The organism is Kribbella steppae (assembly GCF_004342025.1).
Lineage (GTDB): Bacteria > Actinomycetota > Actinomycetes > Propionibacteriales > Kribbellaceae > Kribbella > Kribbella steppae.
In genome coordinates this window covers 383,084-405,642 of sequence record NZ_SLWN01000006.1, presented here as the reverse complement: position 1 = coordinate 405,642, position 22,559 = coordinate 383,084, and the positions used below count along the sequence as shown (strand labels likewise).

Genomic DNA, 22,559 nt, shown 5'->3' with positions numbered 1-22,559 from the left:
GAGTCACATGTCGAACCTCGCCGCACCCACCTCTCTCCGCTTCGAGCACCGCACCGACGCCGGGCCCGTGCTGGGCATCGGCACCGCGACGCCCCGGCTGTCGTGGCAGATCCCGACCGCTGACGCCGGGTACACGCAGGCGGCGTACGAGGTCGAGATCAGCACGGGCACGGCTCAGGTGTACACGGTCCAGTCCCCCGACCAGATCCTCGTGCCGTGGCCGGGCGACCCGCTGAAGTCACGCGAATCGGCCTCCGTCCGCGTCCGCGTCCGCGGCAACGAGGACTGGAGCGAGTGGAGTGAGCCGGCGGTCGTCGAGGCTGGTCTGCTCAGCGTCGACGACTGGACCGCACGCTTCGTGAGCCCGCGCGACAACGCCTACGGCTCCCCCGCTCCCCTGGTTGCCGGAGCTGGCGAACTGCCCGCCGACATCGTGAAGGCCCGCCTCTACGCCACGGCGCACGGTGTCTACCTGCCGGAACTCAACGGCGAGCGAGTCGGCGACGACGAGCTCGCGCCGGGCTGGACGGCGTACCAGCAGCGGCTTCGCTACCAGACGTACGACGTGACCGGTCTGGTCCGGTCCGGCGAGAACCGGCTCGAGTTCCTGGTCGGCAACGGCTGGTACCGCGGCCGGCTCGGCTTCCACGGCAAGAACTCCCTGTACGGCGACCGCGTCGCCGTCCTCGCCCAGCTCGAAGTCACCACCGCCGACGGCCAGGTCCACACCTTCGCCAGCGACGACACCTGGACCTCACGCGAGAGCGCGATCACCGCCGACGACCTGTACGACGGCCAGCGCACGGACCTGCGGCGGACCCCCGGCGAAGCCACGCCGGTCGACGTACTCGACGCGGACCTGAGCCTGCTCGTCGCGCCCGACGGACCGCCGGTGCGTATCACCGACGTCGTGCCCGCCGTCGAGATCAGCACCTCGCCGTCCGGCAAGACCCTGGTCGATTTCGGCCAGAACGTCGTCGGCCGGATCCGGCTGAAGGTCCGCGGCGGCGCCGAGGGCGACGAGGTCGTCCTGCGTCACGCCGAGGTGCTCGAGAACGGCGAGCTCGGCGTTCGTCCGCTGCGCACCGCCAAGGCGACCGACTCCTACGTGCTCGCCGGACCCGACGAGGTCACGCTCGACTCGCCGCTCACCTTCCACGGCTTCCGGTACGCCGAGGTGACCGGTGTCAACGATCTCCAGCTCGCGGATCTCGAAGCCGTCGTCATCGGGTCGGACCTGCGCCGGTCCGGTTGGTTCGAGTCGTCGCACGAGCTGCTCAACCGCTTCCACGAGAACGTCGTGTGGGGTATGCGGGGCAACTTCGTCGACGTACCGACCGACTGCCCGCAGCGCGACGAGCGGCTCGGGTGGACCGGTGACATCCAGGTCTTCTCCCCCACCGCCAGCTTCCTGTTCGACACGGCCGGGTTCCTCACCAACTGGCTGGCCGACCTGGCGGCCGAGCAGCAGAAGGACGGCTCGGTGCCGTTCGTCGTACCGGACGTGCTCAAGCACACCGGGCCGGCCACGGCAGCATGGGGTGACGCGGCAACGATCGTTCCGTGGGTGATCTACGAGCGCACCGGTGACGCCGCCCTGCTCGCTCGGCAGCTGCCGAGCATGCGCGCCTGGGTGGACAAGATGGCCGAGCTGGCCGGCGACAATCTGCTGTGGTCCGGCGGCTTCCAGTTCGGCGACTGGCTCGACCCGACCGCGCCGCCGGACAACCCGTTCCGCGCGAAGGCCGACCCGGACGTCCTCGCCACCGCGCACCTGGCCCGCTCGGCCGAGGTCGTCGCCAAGGCCGCCGAGGTCGTCGGCGACGCCGACCTGGCGCGCGAGTACGCCGACCTGGCCGCACGGGTCCGGCAGGCGTTCGCGGCCGAGTACACCACTGAGGGCGGCCGCGTACTGAGCGACGCGGCAACGAACTACGCCCTCGCCCTGCAGTGGGCCCTGCTGCCGACCGAGGCGCAGCGCAAGCGCGCCGCCGACCGCCTCGCCGATCTGGTCCGGACGGCCGGCTTCCGGATCAGCACCGGATTCGTCGGTACGCCGCTGATGGCGGACGCACTGGCCGATTCCGGACATCCAGCCCTGGCTTATCGCCTCCTGCTAGAGACAGGCTGCCCCTCTTGGCTGTACGCAGTGACCATGGGCGCGACGACTGTCTGGGAACGCTGGGACAGCATGCTGCCCGACGGCAGCATCAACCCCGGCCAGATGACGTCCTTCAACCACTACGCCCTCGGTGCCGTCGCCGACTGGATGCACCGTCGCGTCGCGGGCCTGGCCGCGGGCGACCCCGGCTACCGCACGATCGTCGTCCGCCCGCTCTACACCTCGCATCTCACCAGCGCGTCGGCCAAGCACCTCACCCCGTACGGCGAGGCGGCGGTGTCGTGGACGCGGTCGGGCGGACAGGTCCGGCTCAGCGTCACCGTGCCGGTGGGTTCGCGAGCGCAGGTCGACGTACCGAGTGAAAGCGCGCCGGTCGAGGTCGGTCACGGTACCCACGAGTGGACCGCAGCCGACCCCGCCGCGGAGACCCCGGCCCTGCCCGCAGGTGCGAGCATCCGGCAACTGATGGATCACGAACCGAGCTGGAACACGATCGTTGCCGCCGCCAAGGAAACGGAGATCGTCACCGACGACGCCGAGCTCGCGGCGCGGCTCGAGCGGTACCTCGACCAACCCGCCGGCCAACTGGTCGAGGCGATCAGCCCGCGAGGCTTCTCGCCCAGCGCCGAAGCCCTGCAGGCCAAGCTCGACGCCGTGCTCGACACCAACTGACCCCGACCCTACCGACCCCCGCCCCGATGCAGATGCCCTGAAGAAACATCCCTTGGAGGTCATGATGACGTTCCGCCCAGGTACGAGAGGACTGGCCGTCCTCGCGGTCGGCTCACTCGCCTTGACCGCGTGCAGCGCGGGCAGTCTCGGTTCCAGTGACGATGCGGGTGGCAGCTCGGTCGAGATCACCTACTTGATCGGCAACCAGGAGCAGGACCTCAAGGAGGCCCAGCAACTGAGCAAGGACTTCACCGCCAAGAACCCGAACATCACCATCAAGATCGAGACCCGGCCGGCCGGATCCGAGGGTGACAACATCGTCAAGACCCGGTTGTCGACCGGCGACATGTCGGACGTGTTCGGGTACAACACCGGGTCGCTGTTCCAGGCGATCGCGCCGGACAAGAACCTCGTCGCGATCACCGACGAGCCCTACATCGGCGACCTGGACGAGAACTTCACCCGGACGGTGAAGTCCGGCGACAAGATCTACGGGGTGCCGTCGGGCGGGTTCATGGGCGGTGCGGTGCTCTACAGCATCCCGGTCTACACCAAGCTCGGGCTGAAGGTGCCGACGACCTGGGCCGAGTTCATGGCCAACAACGCCAAGATCAAGGCCGAGGGCGGCGGGGTCGCGCCGGTGATCCAGACCTACGGTGAGACCTGGACCTCGCAGCTGTTCGTCCTCGGCGACTTTCACAACGTGGCGGCCAGTGAGCCGGACTTCGCCGACAAGTACACCAAGAACCAGGCGAAGTACGCGTCGTCGCCGGCCGCGGTGAAGGGGTTCGAGCACACCCAGCAGGTGCACGACCTCGGCTACCAGAACAAGGACTTCGCCTCGGCGAAGCTGCCCGACGGTCTCAAGATGCTTGCCACCGGCAAGGGTGCGCACTACCCGATCCTGTCCGGTGTGGTCAACGACATGGTCGCCACCAACCCGAACGCCGCCAAGGACGTCGGTCTGTTCGCACTGCCTGGTGACGACGCGAGCAAGAACGGTCTGACCGTGTGGACGCCGGGCGGTATCTACATCCCGAACACCACGAAGGACGACAAGCTGGAGGCGTCGAAGAAGTTCCTCGCGTTCGTGGCCAGCCCCGACGGCTGCAAGTCCCTGGCCACCGCGGGTGTCCCGACCGGCCCGTACGCCGTCAAGGGCTGCGAGCTGCCGGCCGACGTACCGCAGTCGATCAAGGACATGCAGCCGTACCTCGACAAGGACGGCGGGTCAAGCCTGGCGCTGGAGTTCGTGTCGCCGGTGAAGGGCCCCTCGCTGGAGCAGATCACCGTCGAGGTCGGATCCGGGATCCGCAAGGGCAAGGACGGCGCGGCGCGGTACGACGAGGATGTGAAGAAGCAGGCGCAGCAACTCGGACTGGCGGGTTGGTGAGGTCGATGACCGTATCGATGCCATGCCGGGAGGCCCCATGACCACCACCTCGGTCAAGCCCCACGCGCGCAGCGAAGCGAACCGGGCCGCACCCGCGGCCAGGAGGAAGTCCTTCACGCCGTACTCGTACTGGTTCTATCTGCCCACCGCGGTGATCTACGCCGTGCTGTTCCTGATCCCGACGTTCGCGTCCTTCTACTACAGCCTGACCAGGTGGACGCTGTTCGACTCGAACTTCATCGGGTTCGACAACTTCGTCATGTTCTTCCAGGAGCCCGCCCTTGTCAAAGGCTTCACCAACACGTTGATCTTCGCGGTGGTGACGTCGGGGTCGAAGGTGGTGCTCGGGCTGCTGCTCGCCGTACTGCTGACGTCGCGGATCGTCGGCCGCGGCTATCTCCGGTCGGTCGTCTTCTTCCCGGTGCTGGTCAGCACCATCGGTGTCGGTCTGACCTTCCAGGTGCTGATGAACCCCGAACGCGGGCTGATCAACGGCGCCCTGGGCGTGATCGGCATCGACGGACCGGGGTGGCTGACCGACCCGTCCTGGGCGTTGATGTCGATCGCCCTGGTCGACGTGTGGAAGGGCGTCGGGCTGGCGACCCTCATCTACATCGCCGGGATCGTGTCGATCCCGCGGGAGTACATGGAGGCCGCGCGGGTCGACGGGGCCGGGGCGTGGGAGTCGTTCTGGCGGATCGTGCTGCCGCTGTCGCGGCCGGCCACCGTCACCGTCATCATCTTGTCCCTGATCGGCGGCCTGCGGTCGTTCGAGCTGATCTGGGCGATGACGCGGGGCGGGCCCGGGTTCACCTCGGACGTGATCTCGTCGGTGATCTACAAGCAGTACCAGGCCGGGTTCTACGGCCTGTCGACGGCCGGCAACGTGATCCTCTTCCTGGTGGTCACGCTGATCGTGCTGCCACTGTCGTGGTTCCTGAACCGTAAGGAGGTGGACATGTGAGCACCTCCGAACTCGTCAACCACCGGCCGGGCCGGAGCTACCTGCTCAGCGCGGTCGCGATCGTGTCGTCGATCGTGGTGTTCGTCATCCCGTTCGCCTTCATCGCCTTGACCGCGGTGAAGGACCGGCAGCAGTCCGCTGACCTCGACTTCGGCTGGCCGGGCCAGTTCCAGATCGTGCAGAACTTCGTCGACGTGGTCAAGGCCCGCGACTACATGCTGGTGATCGCCTTCATCAACAGCACGGTCCTGACCGTGGCCAGTGTGGCCGGCATGGTGGTGCTGGCGGCGATGGCCGGGTTCGTGCTGCAACGGCGCAAGAGCCGGTGGAACCCGTTCATCAACTTCCTGGTGCTGTCCGGGCTGATCATCCCGCCGGCCGTCGTACCGACGATCTGGGTGCTGCAGCAGCTCGGGCTGTTCCGGACCATGCCGGGACTGATCCTGATCGAGATCGCGTTCGGGTTGTCGTTCTGCATCCTGTTGTTCCGGGCGTTCGTCTCGACCATCCCGCGGGAACTCGACGAGGCCGCGATCATCGACGGCGCCGGGCCGTTGCGGCTGTTCTTCGGGGTCATCTTCCCGCTGCTCAGATCCGTCATCATCACCGTGATCGTGGTGCAGTCCGTCGCCGTGTTCAACGACTTCGTGAACCCGCTGTACTTCCTGCCCGGCGATCAGAACGCAACCGTCCAGCTGACGCTGTACAACTTCCAGAGTCAGTTCAGCACCCAGTACAACCTGCTGTTCATGAACATCCTGCTGATCACGATCCCGCCGCTGATCATGTTCCTGTTCTTCAACCGCAAGATCGTCGCCGGTATGACCTCGGGCGCGATCAAGGGCTGAGGGAGCGGCCGCGGGGCTCGAACACCCCCTGGGGTCCTGGGACAGGGAATAACCTGTGCCAGGACCCCAGAAGGTGTTCACGGCTCCGCGTTCTGGTGGCTCAGACGCTGGCGTAGTACTCCTCGACTGCTTCGTGGTCGACCGAGCTGTCCGGCGTGATGCCGAGCGCCTCGTAGTGCTTGCGACGCGCGCGCATGTCGGCCAGCAGGATCGCCCGGGCGTGCACCGCGACCTCGTCGGCGACCTCCGCGGGAACCACGATCACGCCGTCGTCGTCGCAGCCGACCATGTCGCCGGGGTTCACCTGGGTGCCGCCGCAGGAGATCGTGGTCTGGGTCTCCACCACCTTGATCCGGCCCGGAATGATGGTGCGGCCGCGGGCCCGCGAACAGATCGGCGTGCGCTGGGCGACGATCTCAGCGGTGTCGCGGCAGTACCCGTCGGTGATGATGCCGGCCGCGCCGGACTTGACCGCGCCCATCCCGTTCTCCGAGCCCCAGAAGCCGACCTCCTTACCGCCGCCGGCGTCCATCACCACCACGTGACCGGGCTCCAGGCCGGGCGGCAGCTTCACATTGCCGGTCTCCTCGAACCAGATCCGGTGCGCCTCGACGATGTCCTGGGTGCTGTCCAGCTTCCACATCGGACGGTTCGACGGTACGGCGCGGATGGTGGCCGCCCGGCCCCAGAACTTCATCCCGAGCCACAACGGCCGGACGTCGGGCGACATCAACCCGATGTCGAAGTACCCGATGCCGTCGAGTGCGTCGGCCACGTCCACGACGCGCAGGTGTTGGTACAGGCTGGACAGATCGTTCGGGTTGGCAGTTTCTGTCATCAGGGCTGACCCTTCGTTCGGTAGTAGTTAGCGGCGGTGCCTCCGAGCACCGCCGCGAGTTCGTCGCCGGACGGCACGGCTCGCTCGACCGCCGAGCGCAACGCCGACCACGCGTCGTCGTACGACGCCCGGAGCAACACCACAGGCCAGTTGCTCGCGAGCATCAGGCGGTTCGCGCCGAAGCACTGCACCGCCCAGGTGAGATAGCGATCCAGGTCCTGCGGCCAGGCGGGGAGTGTGGTGAGCAGGTCGATCCCGAGTGAGACCTTCAGCCCGAGGCGCGGGCACTCGGCGAGCCGACCGAGCTGACTCCCCCACGGCTCCCAGCCGCCGGTGTCGATCGGCGGCCGACCGAGGTGGTCCACCACGATGCGCAACTCCGGCACCGCCGTGGCGAGCGCGATGACCGCATCGGTCTGCTGAGCTGTCACGGGTACGACGTCCCAGCTCACACCTGCGGCGGCAAGCTCGGTGAACAACTCGACCGAGTCCGGCTTGTTCAACCACTCGAGCGGATCCCGGCCGACCAGGCAACGCACGCCGTTGAAGCCGGAGCCGCTGCGCTCCCACTCCGCTCTGGCCGCAGCGGGGTCCGCCAGCGGCAGCCAGCCGACGACCGCGCCGACGTACGGCGCCTCGGCGGCATACCCGCGCAGTCGGTCGTTCTCCGCCGGCTCGTCCACGGACTGCACGAGAACGGTCTGATCCACTCCGGCGGCGGCGAGTTCGGTGGCGAGGTCGTCCGGCGAGTAGTCGCGCGCGATGGCGCCGTGCCGCTCGTCCCGCCACGGCTGGTCCTGAGCATCCACCCGCCAGAAATGGTGGTGAGCGTCGATGACCGTCATCGCCCCTCCCACTCGACCGGCCGATGCTCGAGGAACGCGGCCACCCCGGCCCGGAAGTCGTGACTCCCGTAAACCGATGCCAGTACGTCGTCAGCCTCGGCCGCGGCGCCGTCGCGCAGCACCCGCCGCTCGATCTCCTTCAGCGAGGCCAGGGTGAGCGGCGCGTTCGCGCAGATCCGGTCCAGCAGTTCTGCGACCTGCTTGTCCAGCGCGTCCCGCTCGACCACGTCCGCGACGAAACCTGCGTTCGCCGCTTCTGTTGCCGAGAGCAACCGGGCGGTGAGTAGCATCGCCATCGTCCGGCCGCTGCCCAGCCGTTGGTGCAGCCGGGCGACGACCGCGGGCGGCAACGTGTTGCCCAGGGTCCGCGCGACCGGCGCGCCGAACACGGCGTCCGGCGTGGCGACGACGAGATCGCTGCACGCCGCGATCGCCAGGCCCGCGCCGACGGCGGGGCCTTCGACCACCGCGACGACCGGCACCCGGATCCGCAACAGGGACGCGATCACCCGCCCCACCCGGTGCTCGTACTCGACGCCCTGCGCACCGGTGGTGAAGTCGGTGAACTGCCGGATGTCGGTGCCCGCCGCGAACGCCTCGCCACCGGCTCCCCGGATCACCACGACGCGGATCCCCGGATCGTCGGCGACCGCGGTCTCGATCTGCTCCAGGGCGTCGTACATCGGCCAGGTGATCGCGTTCCGCCGACCCGGGTTGGACAGCGTCGCCCGCAGCACCGGGCCGTCACGTTCGACCTCCAGCGAACTCATTCGCCGAGGACCTCCTCAGTGTGCTCGCCGAGTAGCGGTGGATGTCGCCTGATCCGCGCCGGTGTCCCGCTCATCCGCACCGGCGATCCGAGCACCCGGACCCGGCCCTCGACCGGGTGGTCGACCTCCTGCACCATGCCGCGGGCCCGGACATGCGGATCCTCGTCCAGCACGTACTGGTAGTCGCGGATCGGTCCGGCCGGCACTCCGGCATTGAGCAACAACGCGACCCATTCGTCCGTTGTCGCTGTCGCCAGCCGCGCCTCCAGCTCGGCGGCCAACTCGTCGCGGTGTGTCATCCGGTCGGTGTTCGTGACGAAGCGCGGATCCGTCAGCAAGCCGGTGACCTCCAGTGCTGCGCACAGTCGTTGCCACAGGCGCTCGTTGTTCGCCCCCAGGGTCAGGTACCCGTCCTTGGTTCGCAGCGCCTGGTACGGCGCTGACATCCGGTTGGCCGAGCCCAACGGCTGTGGGACGTTGCCGGTCGCCCAGTACTCCGTGGACTCCCATACCGACATCGCCAGCGCCGCCTCGAACAGCGACGTCTCGACGTACTGCCCCTCACCGGTCCTCGACCGGGCGTGGACCGCGGAGACGATGCCGAGGGCACAGAACATCCCTGCTCCGAGGTCGCCGACCGGCAGGCCACACTTCACCGGGGTGCCGTCCGGCGTGCCGGTGATGCTCATGACGCCGGACATGGCCTGCGCGATCAGGTCGTAGCCGGGGCGATCGGCGTACGGTCCGGTCTGCCCGAAGCCGGAGACGCTGGCGTAGATCAGCCGGGGGTTGCGGGCGGCGAGGGTGTCGTAATCGACGCCGAGTCGCTTCGTCACCCCGGGCCGGAAGTTCTCCACCACGATGTCGGCCGTCTCGGCCAGCCGGAGGAACGCGGCCAGGTCCTCCGGCTGCTTCAGGTCCAGGCAGACGCTGCGTTTGTTCCGGTTGAGCGCGAGGAAGGCGCGGCTGTCCTCGCCGTGGACGGCGTACCCCCAGGATCGTCGCGTCTGGTCCCCGGCGCTCGGGTTCTCGATCTTGATCACGTCCGCGCCCAGGTCGGCCAGCAGCATGGTGCAGAACGGGCCTGCCATCACCTGGGTGAGATCCAGCACCCGCAGTCCGTCCAACGCGCCCGCCGTGTCCGTCATCAGCCGCCCAGCCCCGCGTTCGCCTCGGTGAAGAACGAGTCGGCCGCCTGCTGCACCGTCTTCTTGCCGAACGCGATCTCCTCGTAGGAACGGGTGAAGGTCGACTCGAAGGTCGCCTGGTAGCCCGGCGGGTAGAGGATCGTCGGCGGCTTCTTCGCCACGATCTCCTTGTACAGCTCCAGCTCATGCTTCTTCAGGGCCGGCAGTTGCGGATCGTCGAGCTGGGCCTGCAGCACTTTCTGGTTGGTGGCCGCGCCGTTGTCGGACTTGAACACCTTGCCGGCCTCCAGGTCGTTGGTGAAGAAGTCGATGAAGGCAGCCGCCGTCGGCACGTTGTCGCAGTTCGTCGGGATCGCGAAGCCCGAGGTGAACATCGCGTTCCCACCACCGGACGGACCTGACGGCATTGGCAGCGTCGTGAGCTTCTGACCGCCTCCCTTGGTGGCCAGCGTCCCGGAGGCGGGCGTCAGCGCATTGCCGGGGATGCTGTCTGTGAGCAGCTTGCCCTGCGCGATGAAGCCTTGCTCGGCACCTTCCGGCTCGTCCGCCTGGGCGTCGGCGCCCATGGTGATGCCCGCTGTGCGCAGCTTCTCCCACATCGTCCAGTACTCCACCAGTGACTCCTTGGTGAAGCCGAGCTTGCCGTCATCGGTGAACAGCTGCTTGCCGTTGGCCAGTTGGTAGGCGATGAAGAAGTTCGGCAGCCCACCGCGCGATCCGGCGGCGAACGTTCCCTTCGGCAGCTTGGCCGAGGCACGGGTCATCCAGTCCGTGTACTGCGCCCAGTCGTAGCCGTCCGGCGGTAGCCCGACACCGGCCGCCTGGGACTGCGTCTCGTTCACGCCGACGGCGTCGTACGCGGCGCCGTACGGCAGGAAGTAGAGCTTGCCGTCCGGGCCGCGCCCGGTGTCGACGACCTCCTTCGGGATGTCGTCGACCTTGATCGCACCGGACTCGATCATCGGGTCCAGCGGCACCAGCACCTTGCGCTTGGTGTAGTCGTTGAGCTGGCGGCCCTGCAGCTGCATCACACAGGGCAGCGTCTTGCTCGACGCCTGGATGTTCAGCTTGTTGAAGTAGTTGCCGAAGTCCGCGTTCTGCCGGTCGATGGTGACGCCCGGGTGTGCCTTCACGAACATGTCGGCGACCGCGTTCGTCTTCGCGGCGCGGTTCGCACCACCCCAGAAGGTCAGCTGCAGCTTGCCGGTGACCTCGCCCTTGCCGTCCTGGCCGTCACCGCCGCCGGCATTGTCGTCGGTCACCGAGGTGCCGTTGCATCCGGCAATCATCAGGAGTGCTGCGCAGGCCAGGGCCGTCGTACGGATTCTTGTTCTCATCAGGATCTCCACAGGATTACTTGAGGCCGGTGGTCGCGACGCCCTCGATCAGCAGCTTCTGGGCAACCAGGAAGAAGCCGACGATCGGTGCCAGCGCGAGGGTGGACATGGCGAACAGCGAGCCGTACGCCGACTCCCCGGTCACGTCCAGGAAGGAGTTCAGACCGAGCGAGACGGTCCACAGCTCGGGGCGGTTCAGGTAGAGCAGCGGTCCGAGGAAGTCGTTCCAGCTGGCGATGAAGGTGAACAGCGCGGTGGTGCCGATCGCGGGCAGCGACAGCGGGATGATGATCCGGCTGAACGTCCGCCAGTGCCCACAACCGTCGATCCGGGCGGCGTCGTCCAGCTCACGGGGCAGGGTGCGGATGAACTGGACCATCAGGAAGATGAAGAACGCCTCCGCGCCGAGCCACTTCGGCACCACCAGCGGAAGGTAGGTGTTCATCCAGGCCAGCTCGTTGAACAAGATGTACTGCGGCACGAGCGTGACGTGGTACGGGAGCAGCATGGTGCCGAGCAGCAGGCCGAACAGGACCCGCTTGAGCGGGAACTCCAGCCGGGCGAACGCATAGGCGGTGAGCGAGCAGGCGAACAGGTTCCCGGCGATCGACAAGGCAGTGATCGCGATCGAGTTCAGGAAGTACCGGGAGAAGTCGAGCTGCCCCGCACTCCATCCGTTGCGATAGTTGTCCAGCGTGTAGTTCCGGCTCAGCAGTCCGAGGCTGTTCATCACCTCGGCCGTGGGACGGAACGATGCCGACACCATCCACACCACCGGGTACAGCATCACCACCAGGACGGCGATCAGCACCGTGTGCCGGACGATGCCGATGACAAGCGGATTGCGGGTACGTCGCCGGCCGAGCAGCGGGCGCGCGGTGATCGACACGGTCGTCATCGTTCGTCTCCGTAGTAGACCCAGCGTTTCGCGGTCAGGAAGAGGAAGCCGGTGAAGGCGGCGAGCACGATCACCAGGGCCCAGGCCATGGCGGAGGCGTAACCCATCTTCAGCTCGGCGAATCCCTGCTGGTACAGGTAGAGCGTGTAGAACAACGTCGAGTCGGCCGGACCACCCGAGCCGCGACTGACCACGAAGGCGCCGGTGAACGCCTGGAACGCGTGGATCGTGTCCAGCAGCAGATTGAAGAAGATCAGCGGGGTCATCAGCGGCAGTGTGACGCTGAAGAACCGGCGGATCGGGCCGGCGCCGTCGACCGCGGCCGCTTCGTGCAGCTCGGCCGGCACCTGCCGGAGCCCGGCGAGGAAAATGATCATCGTCGCGCCGAACGCCCAGAGGTTCAGCGTCACGATCGTCCACAACGCGGTGCCCGGGTTGCCGACCCAGCTACCGCGCTCGATCCCGAACACTCCGAGCACCTGATTGACCAACCCGGTGCCGCCGAAGATCTGCCGCCACAGGACGGCGATCGCGACACTCGCGCCCATCAGCGACGGCAGGTAGAACAGCGCGCGGTAGCCGGACAGGAACCGGATGCCCTTGTTGAGCAGAAGTGCCAGTGCCATCGACACGATCAGCAGCAGCGGCACGGACACCAGGACGTACACCAAGGTCACCCGGACCGACGACAGGTAGCGCGGATCCGCGGTGAACATCCGCCGGAAGTTGTCCAGACCGATCCAGCGCGGTGCGCTCAGCAGGTCGTAGCTGGTGAACGCGAGGTAGGCGGAGTACAGCATCGGACCGAGCGTCAGCAGCACGATCCCGATCAACCACGGGCTCAGGAACACGTAGGCGGTCAGGCCTTCGCGGCCGGTGCGGGAGGCCTTCACGACACCTCCCCCTTCCGCGCGTGCGCCTCCACCCTCTCCGCGAGGTGCTGGGCGAGCAGGCCGGCCACCGGGACCTGCACGTCACAGTCGCGGGCAGCGGCGACGACGTCCCACAGGTCCTTGCTCCACGGCCGGTCCCTCACCGGTGTGCCGGCCGACTCGTACGCCGCCGCGACCCGGTCGAAGAAGCCCCAGTTCCGGGTGATCCACGACTCGCCTGTGCTCGTCGACACCGCGTCCAGCACCGTTTGCTCGGGTACGTCGTACGCCGCCGCCAACTCGAGCGCCTCCTGAGCACCGGCGAGCGCGGCGAACATCATCAACTGATTCGCCAGCTTCACCGCGGCACCGGCTCCGGACGGACCCACATGCAGGACCGTCTCCGCGACCGAGTCGAGCACCGGCCGGGCTCGGTCGAGTACGTCGGCCCGGCCGCCGGCCATCACAGTCAGGGAGCCGGTCAACGCCCGCTCCGCTCCCCCACTGACAGGTACGTCGAGGAGCGCGAGTCCCTGTGATTCCGCCTGCTGGGCAAGGCGTTTCGCGGTCCCCGGAAGGATCGTGCTGTGGACCAGGAAGACCGAGTCCGGGGCCAGGAGCGGGGTCAGTTCGTCCACCCATTCAGCCACCGCCTGGTCGTCTGGCACGGCCAGAGCAACCACCCGGCAGTCAGCCAGTTCCCCGGGGCCGGCCACGACGTCGGCCTCGAGCCCATCGGCCCGGCCGGGATCCCGGTCGTAGACCTTGAGTGGCCAGCCGTCACGGTGCAGGGCTTGCGCCATCGGATGACCCAGATTGCCGAGGCCGACGAAGCCCACCGGCGACAAACGTTCGATCTCATCGGCCACGGACTCCTCCAGTTCGCCGATTCTCCCGTCTATGAACTATTGTCTACAATAGATAATCGACGCTGACAAGATCGCGGGTGAGAATAAGCCATGACAGATCAGCAGTTGCGGTCGCCGAGCCTGGTCCAGCTCGCGGTCGACGCGATCCGGCGGATGATCCTGGCCGGCGAGCTGGCCGAGGGTGAGCGACTGATCGAGGACCGGCTGACCGAGCAGCTCGGCATCAGCCGCCCTCCCCTGCGGGAGGCGTTACGCGTCCTCGAGCAGGAGGGCCTCATCGTCACGCGGCCGCGTCGCGGCTCGATGGTCGCCACCTTGACCGACCAGGACGTATTCGAGATCCTCACGCTGCGCACCGCACTCGAACGGCTCGCGATAGAGCTCGGCGTTCCCGTCCGGGATCCCGGACGCTTCAAGGACGCTCAGGACGCGCTTCTCGAGATGGAGCAGTGCGCCGCGGCCGAGGACCGGGGCAGCCTGGTCCAGGCCGGGTACCGCTTCCACTCCGCACTCGTCGCATTGGCCGGACACCGACGGCTCCTCGAGGCGTACGCGTCAGCCCAGCAGCAACTGCTCCTCTGCATGGCCCGCAACCTCTACGCCCGCGAGCACTACTACGAAGACCTCCACGAGCATGTCGCACGGCACCGCAAGCTGCTCGACCTGGTGGAGGCCGGCGACCCGGCCGCCGTACTGGCCGAGCTGGCGGTGCACGGCGAGCGGTCGTTCAGCGAGCTTCAGAGCAACGCCGGCAACCGCTCCGCCAGCGACTCGTAGTCGGCCAGACTGTTGTAGGCGTGGGCCGACAGGCGGATGAAGATCCGCTCGTCGAAACCGGTGAGGGTGATCTCCGCCTTCTGCTCACGGGAGACCCTCATCTTGAAGGCCTCGACGTGCGTCAGATCGACGGACCTCGGCAGTTCCACCAGCCGCATCGTTGCCGCCGGGCGCACTACCTCGGCGATCCCGGTCCCGAGCGCCTTCGCCACCACCCGGGCTCCCTCGTCGACGAGGTCGCTCAACTGCGACCGGCGTACCGGCCAGTCGAGTTCTTCCAGCACCCGCAGTGACTCGGGGGCCGCGATCCAGGGCACGTAGTCGAACGTCCCCTGCATGTCGAACCGCTCCGGCAGCCGCTCGTCGTACTCCGACCACGACACGATCAGCGGCAGCGTCGCCGTACGCCATTTCTCCGCCACCACGAGACCGGCCGTCGCCCGCGGCGAGGCCGGCCACTTGTGGAAGTTCCCGGTCCAGAAGTCGGCTCCGTCGGCCGCCGGCGCGTCGATCAGCCCGGGCGCGTGGGCGCCGTCCACCACGATCGCGACACCCCGATCCCGGCAGGCGTCGACCAGCGCCGCGATCGGGAACACCATCGCGGTCGCCGAGCTGATCTGGTCCACGATCAGGATCGACGCCTCATCCAGCGCGGCCGCGATCAGCGACACCACGGTCTCGTCGTCGGCCTCCAGCGGTACGTCGACCACGACCACCTCGGCCTGGGTCGCCCGGGCGAACCGCTCGGCGGCGTAGCGCACCGCGCCGTACGCGTGGTTCGTCAGCACGATCCGGCTGCCCGCCGGGATCGGCAGAGTCGCCAGCGCGGCAGTGACTCCGGCGCTGGCGTTCGGCACCAGTGCGAAGCCTTCCGGGTCGGTCTGGAGGTACGACGCCAGGTCGAGGCGGCTCGCGGCCAGCCGGGCGGCGACCGAGCGGAACCACAGCATCGGGTTCGCGTCGGTTTCGGCGCGCAGGGCGGCCATCAGGTCCTGGGTCCGCCGCGGCACAGCGCCGTACGAACCATGGTTCAGGTGCAGGACATCGGGGTCGAGGGTCCACAGGTCGGGGCGGGGGCTGAGTACCGTCACCACCCAAACGGTACATACTTTCCGACGTGTATCCCTACCTCGACCACGACAGGCCGCTCGCGATGGCCCACCGTGGCGGCGCGCTGCACCCGGAAAACCTCGGCTACGAGAACTCCCTGCGCGCCTTCGAGCACGCGGTGGACCTCGGCTACCGGTACCTCGAGACCGACCTGCACGCGACGAGTGACGGTGTCGTCATCGCGTTCCACGACAGCCGGCTGGACCGGGTCACTGACCGGACCGGTGTGGTCGCCGAGCTGCCCTGGTCCGAGGTCAGCAAGGCCAAGATCAACGGCCACGAACCGATCCCCCGGCTGGACGACCTGCTCGAGCACTTCCCGCAGACCAAGTTCAACCTCGACATCAAGGCCGAGAACGGGCTCAAGCCGGCCGCCGACGTCCTGCGCGCAGCCAACGCCATCGACCGGGTCTGCGTCTCCTCGTTCTCCCAGTCGCGAGTACGACGCATCCGCCGCGAGCTCGGGCCAGGCCTGTGTACCGGGTACGGCGATTGGGAGACCGCACTCATCCGGTTCCTCCCGTTCGCCCTGAAGTCGAAAGGCGCCTGCCTGCAGATCCCCGAGCGCTACGGGCCACTGCGGGTCCTGACGCCGGGACTGATCGAGCGGGCGCATGCCCGAGGCAAGCAGGTGCACGTCTGGACCGTCGACGACCCGGCCACGATGCGGCACCTGCTGGACGCCGGCGTCGACGGCCTCATCACCGACCGGACCGACCTCCTCCGCGACGTCCTCATCGAACGAGGCCAGTGGCACTAGTCGGGAGCATCTCGCTCGCCTTCGGCAACACCGGCGACATCCCCGTCATCGGCGACTGGGACGGCGACTACCGCGACGACCTCGGCGTCTACCGGCCCTGGAACCGGAGCTTCTACCCCTGGTGACCGGGAGCTGAAGTGTTATCCGCGGGTACGCCGTTTCGTACCTGCGACCTGACACACTTCCGCGCATGGGACTTCTCTCCGCCCCGGCGGCGGTCGACAAGCGTGAGTACTGGGGTTTCAGCCTCTACGACTGGGCCAACTCCGGCTATGTCACCACCGTCGGGACGGTGTTGTTCGCGCCGTACCTGACGTCGGTCGCCGAGACCGCCGCCTGCGGATACGTCGGTACGACGGACAAGCCCTGCCACACCAATCTCGACGTCCTCGGCCTGGGCATCTCCCCCGGTTCGCTCGCCTTCTACGTGGTCACCGTCGCGACCCTGGTGTCGGCGCTGTTCCTGCCCGTGGTCGGTGCGATCGCCGACCGGCTGGAGCGCAAGAAGCTGCTGATGTGTGGCTTCGCCTGGGCGGGCGCGCTCGCGGCGTGCTGCATGGTGTTCGTCGGCGGCGGTCGCTGGGAGCTCGGCGCGCTGCTGCTGTTCATCGGCAACCTGTGCCTCGGTTCGTCGCTGGTGGTCTACGACTCGATCCTGATCGACATCACCGGACCGGACGACCGCGACGACGTCTCGTCCCGCGCCTGGGCGTTCGGTTACCTGGGCGGTTTCATCCTGCTCACGATCAACCTGGGCGTGGTCACCGCGCACGACGCGCTCGGCCTCAGCCAAGGTACGGCGGTCCGCCTCAGCCTGCTGTCCGCCGGGCTCTGGTGGGGCTTGTTCACGTTCATCCCGTACGTGAAGCTGCGCAACCGGCCGCCGACGCACGTCGTACCGGTGCGCAGCGGCAACCTGGTCCGGCAGAGCTTCGGTCAGCTGGCCGCGACGATCAGGCACATGCGGACCTATCCGATGACGTTGCTGTTCCTGGTCGCCTACCTGTTCTTCAACGACGGCATCCAGACCGTCATCTCGGTCTCGTCGACGTACGGCGAGAAGCAGCTCGGGTTCGAGACCCAGGTGCTGATCGCGACCATCCTGCTGGTGCAGTTCGTCGCGTTCTTCGGGGCGCTGGCGTTCGGACGGTTCGCGAAGCGGTTCGGCACCAAGCGGACCATCATGGGCGGGCTGGTGTTCTGGATGCTGATCGTGATCGCCGGCTTCATGCTTCCGGCGGAGCAGATCGTGCCGTTCCTCGCGATGGGCGTGGCGATCGGCGTCGTCCTGGGTGGCACCCAGGCGTTGTCCCGGTCAGCCTTCAGTCAGCTGATCCCGGAGGGCCGGGAGGCCGAGTACTTCTCGCTCTACCAGGCCGGCGAGCGCGGCACCTCCTGGCTCGGCACGCTCGTCTTCGGTCTGGTCCACCAGATCACCGGCTCCTACCGCCCGGCGATCGTTGCCCTCGGCCTGTTCTTCGTCGTCGGTCTGGCCCTGCTGTCCCGGGTCGACATGCGCCGAGGCATCACCGAAGCCGGCAACACTCAGCCGACGCTCATCTGACCCGGGCCAGGACGCGGGTTTGACCGAGGAGTTTCCCACCGTCTGCCCGCAGCATCGCCTCGTCCGGCGCGGAGCCGCGCCCTACCAGGTTGCAGGCCTCGAGCCAGCGCAGCCAGTCCTCCCAACCGGTGGGAACCATGTCGGCGACCTGCACGGTGACCAGGCCGGTCCGCTCCCAGTGGTGGCGCCACCAGGTCGGACCGAACCAGGTGGCGAAGTCGGGCACCCAGTGCTCGGCGAGGTAGGACGGAAGGGTCGCACCGGGGTCCAGCTGCAAGCCAGGACCGACGATGCCGATGGAACCACCTGGCTTGACGACTTCGGCCAAGTCGGCCATGTAGCGGGCATCGGTCCCGAAGTAGTGGTACGAGCCGATGCTCACGACAGCATCGAAGAAGTCGGCGGCGAACGGGAGGTCGCGAGCGTCCACGTGGATCGGATGCACGCGGCCTTCCAGTCCCGCTGCCTTGATGCGTTCCCAGTTCTCGGTCGGCTTCACCCAGAGGTCGGCGGCGAAGACCTCCACGTCGTACTCACGGGCGAGGAAGATCGACGACAGCGCCGTACCGCAGCCAAGGTCGAGCACCCGTATTCCGGGCTTCAGCGACATCACCTGCATCAGAGCCTCGACCTGCCACAGCGGATGCGGTCCCATCAGATTGTCGACGACCCACTGCGGGTCGTACGCCGACGACCGCGGAAAGCGGTCCACGGTCAACGCTCTTTGTAGCTCGGTCTGCGCCATGGCCTCGCACGATGCCAGCCGCTCGGACCACCCACAACGGAATTACCGGGAGGGGGTCGCGCCCGGAGTGCGGAAGCCGCCGGGGAAGGCGCCTTGGCGGACGGTCGTGGCCGTGATGGAGCCGTCGGTGCTCTGGCCGCTGACGACGACCTGCTCACCGGTCTTCAGGTCGGCGGCAGTGCCCTTCGAGGTGATCTCGTACGTCGTGTCGCCGGTGAGCTTCACCGTCACGTCGCCGTTCTGCGTCTTCACCACCAGCTGTGAACTGCTCGCCGACACCACCGTGCCGATCGCCGCGTTGCCCTGACCGCCTTGCCCACCGCCCGGTCCCTGCCCGGTGCCGTTCTGCCCGCGGAAGCCGCCGTACCCGCCGCCGAGACCACGGCCGGCTTGCTGTTGAGGCGTCGTACTGTCCGACGCAAAGGCAGCGTGCAGGCCCGCGCCGCCGGCCAGGCCGACAGCGAGTACGACGATGCCGGCCAGGATCGCGGTGACCAGTGGCAGGTTGAGAGTCTTCTTCGGCTTCAATGCCTCGTCGACCTCCTCATCGGACCCGATCTGGGCGAACTCATCGGGCGCTTGGTTACTCATCGGAGAGCCTCTCTCACTCGTGACGTAGTGCGTCGATGGGACGAAGACCGGCAGCTCGGTGAGCCGGCATGCTGCCGAAGAACAGGCCGACGGCCGCGGACACGCCGAGGGCGAGCGCGATCGACGACGGCACCAGCACCGGCTCCACCCCGGCGAGCTGGAACTGGGTGATGATCAGCGCGGCCGCCACTCCGACCGCGCCGCCGATCAGGCTCAGCAGCGTCGCCTCGATCAGGAACTGACCGAGGATCGTCCGCCGCCGCGCACCGAGCGCCTTGCGGATACCGATCTCGCGGGTCCGCTCGGTGACCGTGACGAGCATGATGTTGGTGACCCCGATCCCGCCGACGACCAGGCTGATCGCGGCCACGGTCGCCAGCAGCGCGGTGAACGTCGCGGCGGTGTCCTGGCTGGTCTGCAGGATCTGCGCCGAGTTGGTGATCCGGAACGGCGATGTCTGGCTGGCCGGCACCTCGTGCCGCGCGGTCAGCAACTGCGTTACCTCGGCCTGCGCGACATCCACCCGGTCCTTGTCCGCCGCCTGGACGACGATCTGGTTCAGCGCGCCGTACCCGGCCTGGGTCGCCCGCAGCGTGCTGATCGGCACGATCGCGGTCGCGTTCGGATCCGAGAACCCGGTGCTGTCCTTGCTCGCCAGCACACCCAGTACGACGAAGTCGACCGCGCCGAGCTTGATCTTCTGACCGACCGCGGTCCCGGGTCGCCCGAACAGCTCGGTGGCGGCCGTCTGCCCGAGCAGGATGACCCGCTGCGAGGTGTCCACATCCTGCTGGGTGAAGGACCGGCCGAGCTCGACCGGTGTGTTGGTGGCCGGCATGTAGTCGGGCGTCGTACCGATGACCTGGTTGACCGTGTAGCTGGTGTCGCCGTTGGTCGCCGTACCCGTGCTGGTCATGACCGGGGCAACCGAGGCAACGTCGGGCGCCAGGTTCTTGTCGTCGAGCGCCGCCGCGTCGTCGAGCGTGAGGCTGTACTGCTGGGCCGACGGACCAGCCTGACCTCGCTGGAAGCCGCCACCACCGCCGGTGGTGGAGACGGTGAGCAGGTTGGTGCCCATTGCCTCCAACCGGTCCTGGACGGCCTTGCCGGAGCCGTTGCCGACCGCAACGAGCACGATGACCGCGCCGACGCCGATGGAGACGCCGAGGACGGTCAGCAGCGACCGGAGCTTGTTCGCGCTGAGGCCGCGCAGGGCTGCCCCGAAGAGATCGCGAGGTGACATCAGCGGGTCACCTCGTCGGCGACGATCCGGCCGTCGGACACCTGGATGAGTCGCCGCGCCCGGGCCGCCACGTCATTCTCGTGCGTGATCACCACGACGGTTCGGCCGTCCGCGTTGAGCTGGTCGAACATGCCGAGCACCTCGTCGGTCGAGTGCGCGTCCAGGTTGCCGGTCGGCTCGTCGGCGAGCAGGATCCGCGGGCCGGTGGCGAGCGCGCGGGCGATCGCGACGCGCTGCTGCTGACCGCCGGACAGCTGGTTCGGCTGGTGGTCGGCGCGGTCCGCCAGCCCGACCAACTCCAGCGCCCTGGCCGCTCGACGGCGTCGCTCCGAGCGGCGCAGCTGGGCGTAGGTGAGCGGCAGTTCGACGTTCGCGAGCGCCGTGGTGCGCGGGATCAGGTTGAAGGACTGGAAGATGAAGCCGATCTTGCGGCCGCGGACGAGCGCCTGCTGGTCCTCGGTCAGCCGGGCCACGTTGCTGCCGTCGAGCCAGTACTCGCCCCGGCTCGGGACGTCGAGGCAGCCGAGGATGTTCATCAGCGTCGACTTGCCGGATCCGGACGAGCCCATCACGGCGACGTACTCACCGGCCTCGACCCGCAGCGACACCCCCTGGAGGGCGTGTACGGCGGTCTCCCCCGCGCCATACGTCTTGGTGACGTCCCGGATCTCGATCAGGGCGTCAGCGGCCACGGTTGCCCCCGACTCCGGTGCCCGCTCCGGGGAGCTGGCCGCCACCGGGCAGCTGACCCTGACCTTGGCCTTGGCCGAACTGACCGGTGCGGCCTTGGCCGTTCTGGTTGGTCGTCGTACCGATCGAGCCCTGGAGCAGCTCGATCCGGTCGCCCTCGGCCAGACCGGAGGTGATCTGGGTGTAGCTGTCACCCCGAACGCCGATCTGCACCTCCCGGGTCCCCGCGCCGTCCGCCATCGTCACCGTGTACGTCGTACCGCTGGTGGCGATCGCGGTGCTCGGGACATACAGGGCGTTCGCCGCCTTGGCGGTCTGGACCGTGACGTTCGCGGTCTGGCCGATCCGGGCGTTGGCCGGAATCTTCGTCAGCGAGAAGGTGGCCGAGTACGAAACCACGCCGTTGGTGGTCGTCGGTGTCGGCGAGACCGAGGCGAGCGAGGCGGTCAGCGTCGTACCCGGTTCGGCGTTGAGTGTGACGGTGGCCGACTGGCCGGCCTTGATCTTGATCGCATCCGCCTCGGCGAAGGCCGCGACCACCTGGAGCGACTTCAGGTCGGCCAGGTCGACGAACCCTGAACCTGAGGTTGTCGTCGTACTCGAGGTGGTGCCGGAGGCTGAACCTTGACCTGAGGTCGAGCCAGTGCTGCCTGTACCACTGCCTGAGGTGGAGCCGCCGGTGACGGAGCCGACGGAGCCGTTGATCGCGGTGACCGTGCCGGCAATGGGCGCCTTGAGCGTGGTCGCGTCGACGGCGGCCTGGGCCGCCTCGACGTCCTGGTCGGCCTGCTCCTTGTCCGCCTTGGCACGGGCCAGGCCGGCCTCCGCGTTGCTGACGGCGACCTCGGGGCTCTGGCCCTGGGTGCTCTGGTTCTGAGAGCTCTGGTTCTGGGTGCTCTGGGTCTGCTGACCGTTGGTGGGCGTCGGGGAGGGCGAGGCGGATGCCTCTTCGGCGGCCTCGGCGGCGTCCTGGGCGTCGCTCAGCGACTCCTCCGCGGCATCGACCGAGTTGGCCGAGGCGATCTGATTCTGCTCGGCGATCCGGAGCTGCCGCTCGGCCGCGGCCGGGTCGACCTTGGCGATCGCCGTCCCTTTGGCGACCACCTGGCCGACTTTCACCATGATCTGCGTCACGGTCCCGGACGTCTCGAACTGCGGTGAGGCCGTCTGGGAGCTCTGCAGGGTGCCGCTCGAACTGACACTCGCAGTCACCTCGCCCCGGGCGACGGTCACGCTCGGACGGGTCGCGCTCGCGGCCGGTTGATCCGTGCGGAAGAAGAGGAAGTACGCCGTGATGGCGATGGCCAGGACGATGGCCACCAGGGCCACGTTGAGCACGCTGAGGCCACGGAGCTTGTGGCGGGGTAGCACCATGGAGGCAGACGCTAGGCAGGTTTGCTGAGGAACTGATCCTCGAAAGCTGGCAACTCGCTGTGAACTTGGCGCGTCGTATGCCAGGCAACGGTGTCGGTCATTGGCGACACACCGTGATGTGTGAACGCT

The 22,559-nt window shown here is 68.0% G+C and carries 22 protein-coding genes; 8 read left to right on the top strand and 14 right to left on the bottom strand.

Annotated elements, in window-relative coordinates; all coding sequences use genetic code 11:
* The first annotated feature begins 7 nt into the window (after nucleotides 1-7).
* From EV652_RS19565 to EV652_RS19550, 4 genes are all read left to right on the top strand, one after another.
* Entirely contained in the window at nucleotides 8-2,794 is a 2,787-nt protein-coding gene (locus EV652_RS19565) for an alpha-L-rhamnosidase (RefSeq protein WP_132210590.1), read from the top strand.
* Between the two features lie 64 nt (nucleotides 2,795-2,858).
* Nucleotides 2,859-4,187, top strand: a complete 1,329-nt coding sequence (locus tag EV652_RS19560; protein WP_132210781.1) for an ABC transporter substrate-binding protein — start codon at nucleotides 2,859-2,861, stop codon at nucleotides 4,185-4,187.
* Between the two features lie 37 nt (nucleotides 4,188-4,224).
* Nucleotides 4,225-5,151, top strand: a complete 927-nt coding sequence (locus EV652_RS19555) for a carbohydrate ABC transporter permease (protein WP_132210589.1) — start codon at nucleotides 4,225-4,227, stop codon at nucleotides 5,149-5,151.
* A complete protein-coding gene (locus EV652_RS19550; protein ID WP_132210588.1) occupies nucleotides 5,148-5,999 on the top strand; it encodes a carbohydrate ABC transporter permease in 852 nt (283 codons plus the stop codon). Before EV652_RS19555 ends, EV652_RS19550 begins: the two co-directional genes overlap by 4 nt.
* Before the next feature lie 100 nt (nucleotides 6,000-6,099).
* Here EV652_RS19550 and EV652_RS19545 read toward each other — a convergent pair whose 3' ends face one another.
* Genes EV652_RS19545 through EV652_RS19510 form a run of 8 tightly spaced genes read right to left on the bottom strand, consistent with a single transcriptional unit; the run spans nucleotide 6,100 to nucleotide 13,576 of the window.
* Complete coding sequence (locus EV652_RS19545) at nucleotides 6,100-6,837, bottom strand: RraA family protein (RefSeq protein ID WP_132210587.1); 738 nt, start codon at nucleotides 6,835-6,837, stop codon at nucleotides 6,100-6,102.
* Nucleotides 6,837-7,682, bottom strand: a complete 846-nt coding sequence (locus EV652_RS19540; protein WP_132210586.1) for an amidohydrolase family protein — start codon at nucleotides 7,680-7,682, stop codon at nucleotides 6,837-6,839. The genes EV652_RS19545 and EV652_RS19540 overlap by 1 nt, the downstream gene beginning before the upstream one ends.
* Nucleotides 7,679-8,452 carry an enoyl-CoA hydratase gene (locus EV652_RS19535; protein WP_132210585.1) on the bottom strand — a complete coding sequence of 258 codons (774 nt, stop codon included), beginning with the start codon at nucleotides 8,450-8,452 and terminating at the stop codon, nucleotides 7,679-7,681. Before EV652_RS19535 ends, EV652_RS19540 begins: the two co-directional genes overlap by 4 nt.
* On the bottom strand, nucleotides 8,449-9,600 hold the full coding sequence (locus tag EV652_RS19530) for a CaiB/BaiF CoA transferase family protein (protein WP_132210584.1): 1,152 nt from the start codon (nucleotides 9,598-9,600) through the stop codon (nucleotides 8,449-8,451). The genes EV652_RS19535 and EV652_RS19530 overlap by 4 nt, the downstream gene beginning before the upstream one ends.
* Nucleotides 9,600-10,937, bottom strand: coding sequence for an ABC transporter substrate-binding protein (locus EV652_RS19525; RefSeq protein WP_132210583.1), 1,338 nt, complete (start codon nucleotides 10,935-10,937; stop codon nucleotides 9,600-9,602). The genes EV652_RS19530 and EV652_RS19525 overlap by 1 nt, the downstream gene beginning before the upstream one ends.
* A 16-nt stretch (nucleotides 10,938-10,953) precedes the next feature.
* Entirely contained in the window at nucleotides 10,954-11,835 is an 882-nt protein-coding gene (locus EV652_RS19520; RefSeq protein WP_132210582.1) for a carbohydrate ABC transporter permease, read from the bottom strand.
* The gene (locus EV652_RS19515) at nucleotides 11,832-12,728 is read right to left on the bottom strand and encodes a carbohydrate ABC transporter permease (RefSeq protein ID WP_132210581.1); all 897 of its coding nucleotides are present in this window, start codon (nucleotides 12,726-12,728) and stop codon (nucleotides 11,832-11,834) included. The genes EV652_RS19520 and EV652_RS19515 overlap by 4 nt, the downstream gene beginning before the upstream one ends.
* Nucleotides 12,725-13,576 (bottom strand): NAD(P)-dependent oxidoreductase, encoded by an 852-nt coding sequence (locus tag EV652_RS19510; protein ID WP_132210580.1) that lies wholly within the window; start codon nucleotides 13,574-13,576, stop codon nucleotides 12,725-12,727. The genes EV652_RS19515 and EV652_RS19510 overlap by 4 nt, the downstream gene beginning before the upstream one ends.
* Nucleotides 13,577-13,666: 90 nt before the next feature.
* Here EV652_RS19510 and EV652_RS19505 point away from each other — a divergent pair, with 90 nt between their 5' ends.
* Nucleotides 13,667-14,353, top strand: a complete 687-nt coding sequence (locus EV652_RS19505) for a GntR family transcriptional regulator (protein WP_132210579.1) — start codon at nucleotides 13,667-13,669, stop codon at nucleotides 14,351-14,353.
* On the opposite strand, the gene EV652_RS19500 is transcribed toward EV652_RS19505, so the two are convergent.
* Nucleotides 14,314-15,444, bottom strand: a complete 1,131-nt coding sequence (locus tag EV652_RS19500) for an aminotransferase class V-fold PLP-dependent enzyme (protein ID WP_242001862.1) — start codon at nucleotides 15,442-15,444, stop codon at nucleotides 14,314-14,316. The genes EV652_RS19505 and EV652_RS19500 overlap by 40 nt on opposite strands.
* 26 nt (nucleotides 15,445-15,470) lie before the next feature.
* Here EV652_RS19500 and EV652_RS19495 point away from each other — a divergent pair, with 26 nt between their 5' ends.
* The 3 genes from EV652_RS19495 (at nucleotide 15,471) to EV652_RS19490 (ending at nucleotide 17,787) form a co-directional block, all read left to right on the top strand.
* Entirely contained in the window at nucleotides 15,471-16,223 is a 753-nt protein-coding gene (locus tag EV652_RS19495; protein WP_199238274.1) for a glycerophosphodiester phosphodiesterase family protein, read from the top strand.
* A complete protein-coding gene (locus EV652_RS45825) occupies nucleotides 16,214-16,348 on the top strand; it encodes a hypothetical protein (RefSeq protein WP_255512610.1) in 135 nt (44 codons plus the stop codon). The genes EV652_RS19495 and EV652_RS45825 overlap by 10 nt, the downstream gene beginning before the upstream one ends.
* A gap of 65 nt (nucleotides 16,349-16,413) precedes the next feature.
* Complete coding sequence (locus EV652_RS19490) at nucleotides 16,414-17,787, top strand: MFS transporter (protein WP_132210577.1); 1,374 nt, start codon at nucleotides 16,414-16,416, stop codon at nucleotides 17,785-17,787.
* On the opposite strand, the gene EV652_RS19485 is transcribed toward EV652_RS19490, so the two are convergent.
* The 5 genes from EV652_RS19485 to EV652_RS19465 are packed head-to-tail and all read right to left on the bottom strand — an operon-like array spanning nucleotide 17,780 to nucleotide 22,430.
* Entirely contained in the window at nucleotides 17,780-18,532 is a 753-nt protein-coding gene (locus EV652_RS19485) for an SAM-dependent methyltransferase (protein ID WP_132210576.1), read from the bottom strand. The two genes, EV652_RS19490 and EV652_RS19485, sit on opposite strands and share 8 nt — an antisense overlap.
* A gap of 42 nt (nucleotides 18,533-18,574) precedes the next feature.
* Complete coding sequence (locus EV652_RS19480; RefSeq protein WP_132210575.1) at nucleotides 18,575-19,123, bottom strand: hypothetical protein; 549 nt, start codon at nucleotides 19,121-19,123, stop codon at nucleotides 18,575-18,577.
* A 13-nt stretch (nucleotides 19,124-19,136) separates the two neighbouring features.
* Nucleotides 19,137-20,366 carry an ABC transporter permease gene (locus tag EV652_RS19475; protein WP_132210574.1) on the bottom strand — a complete coding sequence of 410 codons (1,230 nt, stop codon included), beginning with the start codon at nucleotides 20,364-20,366 and terminating at the stop codon, nucleotides 19,137-19,139.
* Nucleotides 20,366-21,058: an ABC transporter ATP-binding protein gene (locus EV652_RS19470; RefSeq protein WP_132210573.1), complete on the bottom strand. Its 693-nt coding sequence runs from the start codon at nucleotides 21,056-21,058 to the stop codon at nucleotides 20,366-20,368. Before EV652_RS19470 ends, EV652_RS19475 begins: the two co-directional genes overlap by 1 nt.
* Nucleotides 21,048-22,430 (bottom strand): efflux RND transporter periplasmic adaptor subunit, encoded by a 1,383-nt coding sequence (locus EV652_RS19465; RefSeq protein WP_132210572.1) that lies wholly within the window; start codon nucleotides 22,428-22,430, stop codon nucleotides 21,048-21,050. Before EV652_RS19465 ends, EV652_RS19470 begins: the two co-directional genes overlap by 11 nt.
* Nucleotides 22,431-22,559: the final 129 nt, after the last annotated feature.

What these genes read in the sequence shown, in the direction of transcription:
- EV652_RS19520 (WP_132210582.1), bottom strand. Translation starts at nt 11,835, where the DNA reads ATGACGACCGTGTCGATCACCGCGCGCCCGCTGCTCGGCCGGCGACGT.
- EV652_RS19475 (WP_132210574.1), bottom strand. Translation starts at nt 20,366, where the DNA reads ATGTCACCTCGCGATCTCTTCGGGGCAGCCCTGCGCGGCCTCAGCGCG.
- EV652_RS19535 (WP_132210585.1), bottom strand. Translation starts at nt 8,452, where the DNA reads ATGAGTTCGCTGGAGGTCGAACGTGACGGCCCGGTGCTGCGGGCGACG.
- EV652_RS19545 (WP_132210587.1), bottom strand. Translation starts at nt 6,837, where the DNA reads ATGACAGAAACTGCCAACCCGAACGATCTGTCCAGCCTGTACCAACAC.
- EV652_RS19560 (WP_132210781.1), top strand. Translation starts at nt 2,859, where the DNA reads ATGACGTTCCGCCCAGGTACGAGAGGACTGGCCGTCCTCGCGGTCGGC.
- EV652_RS19555 (WP_132210589.1), top strand. Translation starts at nt 4,225, where the DNA reads ATGACCACCACCTCGGTCAAGCCCCACGCGCGCAGCGAAGCGAACCGG.
- EV652_RS19485 (WP_132210576.1), bottom strand. Translation starts at nt 18,532, where the DNA reads ATGGCGCAGACCGAGCTACAAAGAGCGTTGACCGTGGACCGCTTTCCG.
- EV652_RS19565 (WP_132210590.1), top strand. Translation starts at nt 8, where the DNA reads ATGTCGAACCTCGCCGCACCCACCTCTCTCCGCTTCGAGCACCGCACC.
- EV652_RS19465 (WP_132210572.1), bottom strand. Translation starts at nt 22,430, where the DNA reads ATGGTGCTACCCCGCCACAAGCTCCGTGGCCTCAGCGTGCTCAACGTG.
- EV652_RS19505 (WP_132210579.1), top strand. Translation starts at nt 13,667, where the DNA reads ATGACAGATCAGCAGTTGCGGTCGCCGAGCCTGGTCCAGCTCGCGGTC.
- EV652_RS19480 (WP_132210575.1), bottom strand. Translation starts at nt 19,123, where the DNA reads ATGAGTAACCAAGCGCCCGATGAGTTCGCCCAGATCGGGTCCGATGAG.
- EV652_RS19525 (WP_132210583.1), bottom strand. Translation starts at nt 10,937, where the DNA reads ATGAGAACAAGAATCCGTACGACGGCCCTGGCCTGCGCAGCACTCCTG.
- EV652_RS19490 (WP_132210577.1), top strand. Translation starts at nt 16,414, where the DNA reads ATGGGACTTCTCTCCGCCCCGGCGGCGGTCGACAAGCGTGAGTACTGG.
- EV652_RS19530 (WP_132210584.1), bottom strand. Translation starts at nt 9,600, where the DNA reads ATGACGGACACGGCGGGCGCGTTGGACGGACTGCGGGTGCTGGATCTC.
- EV652_RS19540 (WP_132210586.1), bottom strand. Translation starts at nt 7,682, where the DNA reads ATGACGGTCATCGACGCTCACCACCATTTCTGGCGGGTGGATGCTCAG.